At 55.2% G+C, this 12,237-nt stretch carries 13 protein-coding genes; 8 read left to right on the plus strand and 5 right to left on the minus strand.

Annotation, left to right across the window (positions count from 1 at the left end):
* Positions 1-94: 94 nt before the first annotated feature.
* Positions 95-2,284 carry a primosomal protein N' gene (locus BS29_RS05880; protein WP_229956283.1) on the minus strand — a complete coding sequence of 730 codons (2,190 nt, stop codon included), beginning with the start codon at positions 2,282-2,284 and terminating at the stop codon, positions 95-97.
* 76 nt (positions 2,285-2,360) lie between these two features.
* Between BS29_RS05880 and BS29_RS05885 the strand changes: the two genes are divergently transcribed.
* Both BS29_RS05885 and fsa read left to right on the plus strand, forming a co-directional pair.
* Positions 2,361-3,035 carry a DUF4197 domain-containing protein gene (locus BS29_RS05885; protein WP_229956284.1) on the plus strand — a complete coding sequence of 225 codons (675 nt, stop codon included), beginning with the start codon at positions 2,361-2,363 and terminating at the stop codon, positions 3,033-3,035.
* Positions 3,036-3,174: 139 nt separating this feature from the next.
* Positions 3,175-3,828, plus strand: a complete 654-nt coding sequence (gene fsa, locus BS29_RS05890; protein WP_229956285.1) for a fructose-6-phosphate aldolase — start codon at positions 3,175-3,177, stop codon at positions 3,826-3,828.
* 25 nt (positions 3,829-3,853) lie between these two features.
* Here fsa and BS29_RS05895 read toward each other — a convergent pair whose 3' ends face one another.
* Entirely contained in the window at positions 3,854-5,062 is a 1,209-nt protein-coding gene (locus BS29_RS05895; RefSeq protein WP_326838497.1) for a penicillin-binding protein activator, read from the minus strand.
* On the opposite strand from BS29_RS05895, the gene rsmI reads away from it, so the two are divergent.
* The 3 genes from rsmI to gshB are packed head-to-tail and all read left to right on the plus strand — an operon-like array spanning position 5,052 to position 7,242.
* On the plus strand, positions 5,052-5,909 hold the full coding sequence (gene rsmI, locus BS29_RS05900) for a 16S rRNA (cytidine(1402)-2'-O)-methyltransferase (protein ID WP_229956286.1): 858 nt from the start codon (positions 5,052-5,054) through the stop codon (positions 5,907-5,909). The two genes, BS29_RS05895 and rsmI, sit on opposite strands and share 11 nt — an antisense overlap.
* Positions 5,906-6,259: a YraN family protein gene (locus tag BS29_RS05905; protein WP_229956287.1), complete on the plus strand. Its 354-nt coding sequence runs from the start codon at positions 5,906-5,908 to the stop codon at positions 6,257-6,259. The genes rsmI and BS29_RS05905 overlap by 4 nt, the downstream gene beginning before the upstream one ends.
* A gap of 35 nt (positions 6,260-6,294) precedes the next feature.
* Entirely contained in the window at positions 6,295-7,242 is a 948-nt protein-coding gene (gene gshB, locus BS29_RS05910; RefSeq protein ID WP_229956288.1) for a glutathione synthase, read from the plus strand.
* Positions 7,243-7,322: 80 nt separating this feature from the next.
* On the opposite strand, the gene BS29_RS05915 is transcribed toward gshB, so the two are convergent.
* Complete coding sequence (locus BS29_RS05915; RefSeq protein WP_229956289.1) at positions 7,323-7,748, minus strand: organic hydroperoxide resistance protein; 426 nt, start codon at positions 7,746-7,748, stop codon at positions 7,323-7,325.
* Positions 7,749-8,005: 257 nt separating this feature from the next.
* On the opposite strand from BS29_RS05915, the gene BS29_RS05920 reads away from it, so the two are divergent.
* The 3 genes from BS29_RS05920 to BS29_RS05930 all read left to right on the plus strand — a co-directional run bounded on the left by BS29_RS05920 (position 8,006) and on the right by BS29_RS05930 (position 10,280).
* Positions 8,006-8,695, plus strand: a complete 690-nt coding sequence (locus tag BS29_RS05920; RefSeq protein ID WP_229956290.1) for a glutathione binding-like protein — start codon at positions 8,006-8,008, stop codon at positions 8,693-8,695.
* Between the two features lie 133 nt (positions 8,696-8,828).
* Positions 8,829-9,458 (plus strand): 2-hydroxychromene-2-carboxylate isomerase, encoded by a 630-nt coding sequence (locus BS29_RS05925; protein ID WP_229956291.1) that lies wholly within the window; start codon positions 8,829-8,831, stop codon positions 9,456-9,458.
* Between the two features lie 39 nt (positions 9,459-9,497).
* The gene (locus BS29_RS05930; RefSeq protein WP_229956292.1) at positions 9,498-10,280 is read left to right on the plus strand and encodes a crotonase/enoyl-CoA hydratase family protein; all 783 of its coding nucleotides are present in this window, start codon (positions 9,498-9,500) and stop codon (positions 10,278-10,280) included.
* A gap of 3 nt (positions 10,281-10,283) precedes the next feature.
* Here BS29_RS05930 and BS29_RS05935 read toward each other — a convergent pair whose 3' ends face one another.
* Both BS29_RS05935 and BS29_RS05940 read right to left on the minus strand, forming a co-directional pair.
* Positions 10,284-10,718 carry an acyl-CoA thioesterase gene (locus BS29_RS05935; protein ID WP_229956293.1) on the minus strand — a complete coding sequence of 145 codons (435 nt, stop codon included), beginning with the start codon at positions 10,716-10,718 and terminating at the stop codon, positions 10,284-10,286.
* Positions 10,719-10,749: 31 nt separating this feature from the next.
* Entirely contained in the window at positions 10,750-12,177 is a 1,428-nt protein-coding gene (locus tag BS29_RS05940; RefSeq protein WP_229956294.1) for a spinster family MFS transporter, read from the minus strand.
* Positions 12,178-12,237: the final 60 nt, after the last annotated feature.

Consider the following 12,237-nt stretch of genomic DNA (forward strand, 5'->3'; position numbering starts at 1 on the left):
ATTTGATACGGAGCCCACAGATTAAGGTAGCGCTACCACCACCCTAGGCTCTGCATCAAGTGCGGAGCACAAGCCATAAGCATTTTCCGCAAATTTAAACAAAGCTGTATGGATCAACGTCCACACCGACCCGCACCGCTCGCGGCCACTCCAGTTTTTCGAGCCACTCCCGCATGATTTCCTGCAGTTCAATCGAACGATGCGCGTGGATCAGCAAACGATGGCGATGACGACCACGTAACATGGCGAGTGGGGCAGGGGCAGGGCCATAGACGGCGAAGCCTTCTGCCTTTGGTGCTGTCTGTCCAATTAGTCGCGCGGTTTCCATCGCTTCAGAATTGTCCTCGGAGGACACAATGATGGCTGCCAATCTGGAAAAAGGCGGCGCTGCGGCGGCACGGCGGGATTCGGTTTCCGCGTTATAAAACCCGTCCCGGTCGCCTTTGATCAGGGCCTGTATCACCGGCGCTCCGGGCATGCGGGTCTGGACATAGACATGACCGGGTTTTTCGGCACGACCGGCGCGGCCGGCAACCTGCGCGATTTGCTGGAAACTGCGTTCGGCCGCGCGCAGGTCGCCGCCTTCCAGTCCAATATCCGCATCAACGACCCCGACCAATGTCAGATTGGGGAAGTGATAGCCCTTGGTGACTAACTGCGTGCCCACAACGATATCAATGGCGCCAGCCTCCATCTGGGCGACAAATTCTCCAGCCTTGGCTGGTGACCAGATGGTGTCGGAGGTCACAATGGCGGTTCGCGCTTGCGGGAATAGCATTTTGACCTCGTCGCAAATGCGCTCCACACCGGGGCCACAGGCGACCAAAGAATCTTCATCACCGCATTCCGGGCATTGCTCGGGCTGCGGCATGACATGACCGCAATGGTGGCACGCCAGGCGTTTGGTTAGCCTGTGTTCCACCATCCATGCGGTGCAATTCGGGCAATTGATCCGATGGCCGCAGGTCCGGCACAGCGTCAGCGGCGCAAAGCCGCGTCGGTTGAGGAACAACAGCGACTGCTCGCCTTTGTCGAGATTTTCCTCCAGCGCTTTGACTAATGTCGGGGCTAACCAAGACCCGCGTGCCGGAATATCCTGAGTCAGGTCCAGTGCCTCGATCTCGGGCAATGTCGCTGCACCAAAACGGGCGGGCAACTCGAGCAATTCGTAATTGCCCTGTTCGACTTGATGACGGCTTTCGATCGCCGGGGTTGCGGACGCCAGCACCACAGGGATTTTCTCATGCAGTCCGCGCATCACGGCAACATCGCGGGCATGATAGCGAACGCCATCTTCCTGTTTGAAACTGACCTCGTGCGCCTCGTCGACGATGATGAGGCCAAGATTCTTGTACGGCAGGAACAGCGCGGACCGTGCGCCGACAACGACTTTCGCATCGCCATCGGCCAAAGCCCGCCAGTTTTTCTTGCGATCGGATTGTTTAAGGCCGCTATGCCAAGCGACTGGTTCCGTTCCGAACCGCGCCTGAAACCGGTCAAGAAACGGTTCTGTAAGTGCAATTTCGGGGAGCAATACCAAAGTCTGCTTATCTTGGCGCAGGGCTTCAGCCACGGCCTCGAAATAGACTTCCGTCTTGCCCGATCCGGTAACGCCATCGAGCAAATAGGGTTGAAAAGCAGCATCGCGCACCGCGCCCATCAAAACATTGCCAATCTTGGTCTGATCATCACTGAGATCGACTTTGGCAAAGTCGGGATCAGGCGGCTTGATATCGGCAAAAGCCGACACTTCATGCCGGTCCAGCGCGCCTGCTTTTTCAAGCCCCCTTATGACCGCAACAGACACATCGGCCTTGAATGCCAGTTCGCTGATCGTGCCTTGCACATCGACCAGCTTTTCGAGTGCCTGTTCCCGTTGCGGGGTCATCCGGTCTGGAACATTGCCGTTCAGCCGATATTCGATAATCGGGCGATTGTCGGCAAAGGCCGCTCCGCTGGAAAGGACCATGCGCAATACCGATGCCGGTGCGGCAAAATAGTAACGCGCGGTCCATTCAATCAATCGCCTTAGCGGTGCAGATAGCGGCGGAACGTCGCGTAACTCCAGCAAGGGGCGCAGTTTCTTTGCATCAATCTCATCCACTGGAAAGCTCTCCGCTTCCCAAACTACGCCTGGTAATTTGCGCGGGCCTAGCGGCGCCATAACGATAGAACCCGGACGCGCGTCCATGCCTTCGGGTATGCGATAATCGAGCGGCCCCAGCGCGGCGTTGAGCAACAGCACTCTGGCCCGGTCTTTGGCAGGTTGATGAACGCGATTCATCCGGCCCGTATAAGCATGCTTTGGGATTGCGTCACCAACTGCTATGCAATTGCGAAGGGATTAGGGGAGTAAGACCATGGAATATATCAATCGACGCAATTTTCTGGCCGCAGGCGGCGCGGCTGCGGTGCTGGCCTTGCCGGGTTGTTCCAGCCTGCCAGCGCTGAGCCTGACCGAGGCGGTCAAACGTTTGCTGACGCTCTCGTCGCAAAATGCCTTTGCCGAATTGATGCAGCCCAATGGTTTTTTCGACAGCCAGATTGCCCGCATATCGGTTCCAGACCGGCTCGGCGGGACGCGGGTTACCAATATTGCCACGGCGATGCTGCGGTCCAAACCGGTCCAGAAACGTTTGCTCAAGCAAGTCAATCGCGCCGCCGAAAAAGGGGCAGAGCTGGCCGCCCCGGTAATTGCCGATACCATCCGCGGCATGAGCATAGCCGATGCCGCGGCCATCATCAGAGGCGGCGACCGCGCCGCAACCAATTTGTTGCAGAGCCAGCTCGGCACATCTTTGGCGACGCAGATGTTGCCGGGAGTCAGTCAGGGGCTGAACCTGTTCGACAACGAGATCATCAATCTGGTATTAGGGCAGGTCAGTGATATCAACTTTGCCGATATCAGCCAGGATGTGACCAATAAAGTCAGCGATGCTATATACCGGTCCATCGGCGCGCAGGAAGCGAAGATCAGAGCCAATCCGCAGGCGACCAATGATCCGGTGCTGATCGCGGCTTTTGGGCTGAGTTGATCGCTCGGGGATGAAAAGCCCCCAAGCTATCCACAGTTTTTTACACAGCTTTTCTCAGAGCGATATTTCACCCGGTGATGAAAGGCGTTAGGCGTCTTCCCAACGCAGTTTTCGTACCCGTACCAGGAGCACAGACGACATGAAATTCTTTGTTGATACCGCCGATACCGCTGAAATCGCTGATCTCGCCGCGACCGGCATGGTCGATGGCGTGACCACCAACCCGTCGCTGATCAAAAAATCCGGCCGCGACATCATGGAAGTGACCAAGGAGATTTGCGGTCTCACCGATGGTCCGGTTTCTGCTGAAGTTGTTGCGCTTGAACATGACGCGATGATGAAAGAGGCAGAGGTGCTGCGTAAGATTGCAGACAATGTCTGCATCAAGGTGCCGCTGACGATTGACGGCCTAAAAACCTGCAAAGCGCTGACCAGTGATGGCACGATGGTCAATGTGACGCTTTGCTTCTCCGCCAATCAAGCGTTGCTGGCTGCGAAAGCGGGCGCGAGCTTCATTTCCCCGTTCGTCGGCCGCCACGATGATAATGGTTTCGATGGCATGAAGCTGATCGACGATATCCGGCTGATCTATGACAATTATGCTTTTGACACAGAAATCCTGGTCGCCTCTATCCGCCACCCGATCCATGTGCTGGAATCGGCGCGGATTGGCGCAGATGTGGGAACCATGCCACCGAACGTCATTCGCGGCCTGTTCAAACATGTCCTGACTGACAAGGGCATTGAAGGCTTTCTGGCCGACTGGAAAGATACCGGCCAGAATATTGGATAAAGCATAGAGCTTTAAAGACTATCCGCTAAAAACTTTTGGGTGCTGGATCAATCACGCTGAAGCTGCCGCTGCGGATTTCCTGCACTTCCAAAGCGCGTTCGGAAATACCGTTGCGGCGGAAGCGGAAAACACCGTCCAGACCAATGAACCCACCGGAATCGGTGAGCTGATTGATTGGGAAGGGCGTGCCGACTTTCCAATTTTGTGCCACCTTGACGGTCAGCAATACCGAGTCATAGCCAAGACTAGACAGCCGGAAAGGCGCACGACCATAACGGGTACGATATTTGCTGGCATATTGCCGGTATAATCCGTCTGAAACGCTAGCGAACCAGGCGCCGCGCATGGAAGGAGCGCCAGCGAGATTGCTGCTGGTATTCCATAGATCGGTGCCAAGTATTTTGGCCGTGCTGCTGGCGTTCTGACGGATATAAGGCGCTGCCCTGATTGCCATGCTGCCATTGTCGGCGAGCAGTACCGCATCAAAATTACCATTTTCAGACAATTTCTTGGTTGCCGCCTCTACTGATTTGGAATCACGACTGAAATTCTGAATTGAGACCACGGTCCCGCCGACATCTTTGACCGAGCGCAATAATGTTGATGATGCGCGTTGACCATAAACCCCATTGGGAACCAGAGCGGCAAAGCGGCTCATACCTTTTGATTTGGCATAGCTTACCACGCGATTGATCGACTGAGATGGGATATGACCGAGTAGGAATACATTATTGCCCGCGACACCGGCATCGTTCGAAAAGCTCAGTATCGGGACGCCAGCTGGGCGGGCGATATTGGCCGTCGCAACGACATTATCGCTGAGCAACGGGCCAATGATCAGCTTGTTCCCGTCTGCAACCGCTTTGCGCGCCGCCGCAGCTGCGCCTTTTGCCGTATCATAGTTGGTCATGCGGATGTTGCCCGCCTTAGTATCAAGCAGCGCCATCGTGGTCGCATTGGCGAGCGATTGTCCGACGCCAGCATTCTTGCCGGACAGGGGAACCAGCAAAGCAATACGATGATGCGTTGTGTCCGATGGCAGAGCACCCGTTACTGGTGGCGGTGTCGGCGTCGGTGTAGGTGCGCGTTCGCCGCCGCGGGGAACAACGGTTTCACAACCCGCAAGAAAAATGATGGAGGCGAGCCCGGCATATTTCAACAGGCTACGACGTCCAGTTTGCTTGGATGTTTTTTCTATCTGTCCCACGTGCAAATTATCTGTCATGACGTTCATTATGTCTGCTCCCTTTGAACATGGCCTGTATATCGTTGCCACACCAATCGGCAACCTCGGAGATTTATCCCGCCGGGGCGAAGAAATTCTCGCTGCCGCCGATCTTATTTTGGTCGAAGATTCAAGAGTCACTGGCAAGCTATTGAATCACATAGATAAAAAGAAAAAGATGATGGTCTATAATGACCATAAGGGGGAGCAAGCACGGCAGGAAATTTTAGCCGCAGCGAGATGTAAAATTGTCGCACTGGTCAGTGACGCCGGCACGCCGCTTATTTCCGACCCCGGATATAAGCTCGTGCGCGATGCGCGAACGGCGGGCATATATGTGACGACTGTCCCTGGGCCGAGCGCCGTGATCGCAGCATTGACTTTATCGGGTTTGCCTAGCGACCGGTTTCTGTTCGAAGGATTTTTGCCAAGTAAGAGCAAGGCGCGTGGGGCTGCCCTGGCAGAATTAAAGCCGATAAAGGCAACGCTGATATTTTATGAAAATGGCTCGCGCCTTGGTGCCATGCTTGCGGATGCGCATGATAATTTGGGCGATCGGGAAGGCGCCGTGATCCGTGAAATCACGAAAAAATTTGAAGAAACGGTCACGGGCAAGCTGTCCGATCTTGCCGCCCGTTACGCAAGCGAAAAACCTAAGGGTGAGATAGTTGTCGTCATCGGCCCGCCCGGAGAGGACGCGCCCGCCAGCAGCGAAGATATCGAAGCGGCGTTACGATTGGCGCTGGAGCGCTTGCCGGCGGCAAAAGCGGCTGGTGAAGTTGCACGCGCTTTTGGTGCTGATCGCAAAGCGCTTTATGATCTGGCCAATCGCTGGAAAGCGGAACGGGAAAAATGAACCGCAGGCAGGCCGAACAGCAAGGGCGGCGCGCAGAAAGCATAGCCGCCGGTTGGCTGCGGCTGCACGGCTGGAGAATATTGGCAAAGCGCGTACGGACGGCGCGCGGAGAAGTTGATATCATAGCAAAGCGTTTAGGCCTGGTCGCCTTTGTCGAGGTGAAAGCACGCTCGAAGGCCGCGGATCTGGAAACGGCAATCGATCATCATCGGCTGAAACGCGTCGCAGCAGCGGCGGAAATTCTTTATTCCGAATATTGCCAAAATGGCGAAGATGCGCGCATCGACGTTATTTTGGTTGCACCGCGACGCCTGCCGACCCATTTAACCAACGTATGGCACGGATTTTAGTCCCGCCGACGCCAACGTTTTGAGAAAGCGCCATTATGACCCTGAAAATAGCCGTGCAAATGGATCCCATGGAATCCGTCAATATTGCGGGAGACAGCAGCTTTGCATTGATGATCGCGGCGCAAAAGCGCGGGCATCGGCTGTATCATTATGATGTCAAAGACCTGACCTATCTGGCTGGACGCCTCACGACCCTCGCGCATCCGGTAAAGGTGCAGCAGGTGCACGGCGATCATTATGAATTTGGCGAACAGGTGCGGCTCGATCTAGGTAGCGATGTTGACGTGGTGTTGATGCGGCAGGATCCCCCGTTTGATGTCGGTTATATAACCGCGACCCATTTACTGGAACGGATTGAGCATGAAACGCTGGTGATCAACAATCCTGCATCAGTCCGGAACGCGCCCGAAAAAGTATATGTGCTCGACTATGCCAAATTTATGCCGCCCACGTTGATATCGCGAAATATTGATGAAATTCGGGCTTTTCAGGATGAGCATGGCGGCATTGTTGTGAAGCCACTCCACGGTAATGGCGGTAAAGCCATCTTCCTGATCCCGGAAGATGGCAGTAATTTAAGCGCGTTAATCGAGGTATTTAATCAGACTTGGCCAGAACCGCATATGATCCAGCCCTTTCTTCCGGAAGTCCAGGATGGCGATAAGCGTATCGTTTTGGTGGACGGTGAAGTGGCGGGAGCGATCAATCGTAAACCCGGCAAAGGCGAATTCCGCTCCAATCTTGCGCAAGGCGGTTATGCTGAAGCGGCTGAACTCACCGATCGTGAAAAAGAAATCTGTGCCGCCATGGGCCCGGATTTGAAAAGACTGGGGCTGCTCTTCGTTGGCATTGATGTAATTGGCGGAAAATGGCTAACCGAAATTAATGTCACCTCCCCAACCGGGATTGTTGCGATCGACAAGTTCAACGGAACGGACACCGCCGGCATGATCTGGGATGCGATTGAAGGACGGTTGAGTTGAATGCAGAAACTCCGCTTTTGCACCCAGAGCTGACATTAAATCATCATAAATATCCGGTCTCAATCGGTGTGCGCTTTAGTTCACACAACGGTTAAACCAACATCAACATTGCCCCGCGTTGCGTTGGAATAGGGGCAAACTTCGTGGGCTGCATGGACCAGCTTTTCGCCATCGGCCTGATCGACGCCGGGTAGGCTGATTTCGAGGTCGGCGGTGATGCCGTAGCCGCCGGCTTCGCGGGGGCCGAAGCCGATATGGGCCGTGACCGTGGCGTCGGCCGGGACGCTGATGCCCGCTTTGCCCGATACCGCTTTCATCGCGCCGAGGAAGCAGGCGGAATAGCCGCAGGCGAACAGTTTTTCGGGATTGGCGCCGTCGCCGCCCGGGCCGCCCATTTCCTTGGGCACAACCAGCTTGACGTCGACCGATCCGTCATCCGATTTGGCTGACCCGTCGCGGCCTCCGGTGGCGGTGGCGCTGGTTTTGTAGATGACATTGATGGACATGGGGTTTCCTTTCAGTTGGGGGATATTGATGCGCATCCTAACCGTTCTGCGCCCGGCGTCCAGCCCTCCGTTCCAAGCCTCTGCAAGCATAATATTTTGCTGTCCTACACCCGCCCTTTTATGCAACCATAGCCTATGTCCAGTCCGCGCCAGATCGATTCCCCGCTTCTGTTCATCGCCGTCTATGCTCGGTTGAACCGAATTTCACCGCCATTTTGCGTATTAAATGTATAATTTCTGCCTGGAGCTTTGCCGTAATGATTGATCTTTATTTTGCCCCCACACCCAATGGCTGGAAGATCAGCGTGATGCTCGAGGAATGCGGGCTCGATTATCAGGTCAAGTGGGTGAATATCGGGGCAGGGGAGCAGTTTGAGCCGGATTTTCTGGCGATCAGCCCGAATAACCGCATCCCCGCCATTGTCGATCATGACCCGATCGAAGGCGATGAGCCGATCAGCGTTTTCGAAACCGGCGCGATCCTGCTCTATCTGGCGAACAAGGCGGAGCAATTCCTGCCGCATGATTTGCCCGGTCAGATTGCGGCGACGGAATGGCTGATGTGGCAAATGGGCGGGCTGGGGCCGATGATGGGGCAACATGGCCATTTCAAACTCTACGCGCCCGACCGTATCGCCTATGCCACCGAACGCTATCGCAACGAAGTGCTGCGGCTGTTCGGGGTGATGGACCGGCGGCTGGCAGAGCATGATTATCTGGCCGGCAGCGATTACAGCATCGCCGATATGGCCTGCTTTCCGTGGGTGCAGACCTATAAGCGGCAGGAAATTGATCTGGCGGATTTTGCCAGCGTGAAGCGCTGGTATGAGGAGCTGAAGCAGCGTGAGGGATTGCGGCGCGGCATGGCGCTGGGCCGCGACAAAATTAATCGCAACCCGCAAGATGATGCCGAAGTGCGCAAAACGCTTTTCGGGATAAAGGAATGATGCTTGGATATGAAAAGCCACCGTGCCCCTGCGTAGGCAGGGGTCCATCTTTCGCTTGTGCAGTTATTCGCGAACTGGAGATAGGCTCCTGCCTGCGCAGGAGCACGGCAGTATCAGAAAAAAGGGTGAATATATGACCGTAAGTGTAGATTTTTATTTTGACCTTTCGTCCCCGTGGACCTGTCTGGCGTTTCACAATATCCAGCCAATTATCGCGGACACCGGCGCAGAAATCATCTGGAAGCCGTTTTTGGTTGGCGGCGTCTTCAACGCGGTGAACCAAAGCGTTTATGCCGCGCGCGAAAATCCCGACAATCCGAAATTCGTGCACAGCTTTCGGGTGATGAAAGACTGGGCGGCGCTGGCCGGGATACCGATGAATTTTCCGAGCGAGCATCATCCGGTCAAGTCCGTCCACGCGATGCGGGCCTGTTGCGCGTTGGAGGAGGATCAGGCGGCGCTGCATAAATTCGCGACGGCGGCTTTTAACGCCTATTATACCGATCAGCGCAATCTGGATGATCCGGCGGTATTGGCCGCAATTGCCAATGAAATCGGAATGGATGGCGAGGCGCTGGTAGCGCAGACGCAGGAACAGGCCGTGAAAGACAGATTGCGCGCCAATACCGAGGAAGCCATCGCCCGCGGCGCCTATGGATCGCCTAGCATTTTTGTGCCTTATCAAGGCGGCGAGCGAATGTATTTTGGCAATGATCAGTTGCCGTTGGTTAATCGAGCGATTAAACTCGCGGCTGATACCTAAACGAATCCAATCATACCCCAGAAATACGGGAGCCTAACCATGTCAGAACGCGTCACTATCTCGGTTGAAAACCATATTGCCGATGTCCGGTTCAACCGACCGGAAAAAATGAATGCGCTCGACCCAGAGCAGATTGATGCGATTATTGAGGCGACGGACAAGCTCGCCGAAATGAAGGATGTGCGGGCGATCGTGCTGTCCGGCAATGGCAAGGGATTTTGTGCAGGCCTGGATATGGCGAGCTTTACGCAGTCGAGTACGACCGGCAGTCTGACCGACCGCAGCTATGGCAACGCGAATAAATATCAGCATGTCGTGCTGCAGTGGCGGCGACTGCCTGCGCCAGTGATTGTCGCCATTCACGGTGCCTGTGTCGGTGGCGGCCTACAATTTGCGTCGGCGGCGGACGTGCGGATTGCGACGCCGGATTCCAAGCTATCGATTATGGAAATGCGCTGGGGCCTCATCCCCGATATGGGCAGCTACTCAACCTGGCGCAGCTTTGTGCGCGATGATATTTTGCGCGAGCTGACTTACACCAACCGGATATTCTCTGGCGAGGAAGGCAAAGAGCTGGGCTTTGTTTCGCATCTCGCCGATGATCCGCATGCCAAGGCGATGGAACTGGCGGCGGAAATTGCCGGCAAGAACCCGGATGCGATCAAGGCCGCCAAGCGGTTGATGAACCAGCTGCCGGACATGAATGAAGACGAGATCCTGATGATGGAAAGCGTCGAGCAGGACAAGGTGGGCAGGGCGCCCAATCAGAAAGAGGCAGTCATGGCCTTCATGCAGAAGCGCGCGGCCAATTTTAACGACTAGATACTAGTCGCGCTTGACCATCTGGGCCTCAAGCACAGCTCGAAAATCAGCGTCAATGACCTTGGCACCTTGCGGGTTGGTCAGCACCAGTGTCGTGGTGCAGGTCGCGACGCACTGGTCGTTCTGGAACGCCGCCGACAGGATGTCCCAGGATGAGTTGCCGATCCGGCCAATGCCGCTGCAAATCTCCGCATCGTCGGGGAAATGGGCCTCTCGCAGATAGTTGATCTGCACTGCGGCGATCAGCCAGCGGTCACCCTCCGCGCGGTTTTCCATACCCATGGACCGGTTAAAACGGACCCGGCCATTTTCGAACAGATCGGCCATCGCGACATTGTTGATATGGCCAAGCAGGTCCATATCACCAAAGCGCGTCTGGGTGACATTGGAAAAGGGATAGCTGGCCTTTGACAGCTGCCATGGTTCGGGTTTGGACATCGTTACTCTTTTTGAATTTTACTCTGGGCGCTTAGCTCATTTTGGCGAGCAGGTCTTTCTGAAGATGCTTGCAAAGCCACAGATAGGCAAGCCCGGAAAGGCCGTAAATCATGGCGGTGAAGCGCAATGCATCCCGTACACCTTCGCCCGTCGCTTGACGACAGGCTTCCAGTGCAGCCTGGCTACCCGCGGCCAAAATGTCCGCATCGGTGCCTTTGCAAAGTTCCAGCGTCATCTGGCTGCTCAAAGCGGCATTGCTGCTGATATAGGATGCAGATAGGAAGTCGCTGATCGCACCAACAAACAGGGGGCCAAGACCGTATCCGATCAAGTTGACGACAAATAGCAAGATCGCGATCGCTGTCGCTCGTGCTTTCACATCAACCACGCCTTGAGCAATCGTATATTGCGAACCCAGATATGTGTAATGCAGAAACGCTGCTACGATCAGCATGACCAATGCCGTTGCTTGACTGTCTGTCGAAAAGCCAATCCAATAAAGAGGCAGAGACAAAATGAGCGACCAGCCTGGTACCCAGGCTACGGCGTTAATGAAGCGTCCGCTCAGCTTCTCGATCGCATATCCTCCTCCAAAGGTTCCGGCCGCCGCTGCGAGCGACACGGGCAGAACCAGTTGCAAGGCGGCATCGGCAATGCTCAATTCATGCACGCGAACAAAGAACGAAACCTGGAAACTGGAGACTCCGTAACCCACAAAAGCGACAATTGTCGCGGCGAGGGCGTTGATCCAGTAACTCCGGTTTCCGCTTAATTTTTTCAGCGTTTCGCCAAAGCCCAGTTTCTCAACCTGTGGTGTGCCAGGGGGGTCAGAATAGCCCCGTGGTGGTTCCTTGATTGTGAACAATACGATCAGGCCAATGAGAACACCCGGCAGGCCCAATATTATAAAGGCTTCACGCCAGGAAAAAATCTCCGCAATGGGGCCGCCAAACGCTGCGGCCAGTGCGCTGCCAAGGGTAACGCCCATCGCATAGATGGCAAGCGCTCGCGCTCGGCTGCGCGGGGGGAAATAGTCTGCGATGATTGAATTGGCTGGCGGTGTGCAACCCGCCTCGCCGATTCCGACACCAATGCGAAATACGAGAAGCGCAAGAAAACTGCCGGCAAGTCCGCACAGCGCGGTCATGATGGACCAGAATATAACACTGAATGCGATGATGCGGACGCGGTTATAGCGTTCCGCAAAGCGAGCGATGGGAATTCCGAAAAGCGTATATGTCAGGGCAAACCCAAAGCCAGAGAGCAAGCCAAACTGTAAATCGGTGAGTTGAAATTCCTGAATGATTGGTTCTGAAATGACGCCAATCAGAGCGCGATCGATAAAATTGAGCGTATAAACAACGAGCAATGAAAAGAGAACGTAGTTGCGATAACCAGTCGTACCAAATGCCTGTCCGGTATTTGTGGTGGGTGCCTCTTGGGCCTGAGTTGCACTCATACGGTCTCCTAAATTTATTTTTTTATGTGATGGCCTGAACTGCGCCGCAAGTCCAGCGTC

This window comes from Parasphingorhabdus litoris DSM 22379 (genome assembly GCF_020906275.1).
Taxonomy (GTDB): domain Bacteria; phylum Pseudomonadota; class Alphaproteobacteria; order Sphingomonadales; family Sphingomonadaceae; genus Parasphingorhabdus; species Parasphingorhabdus litoris.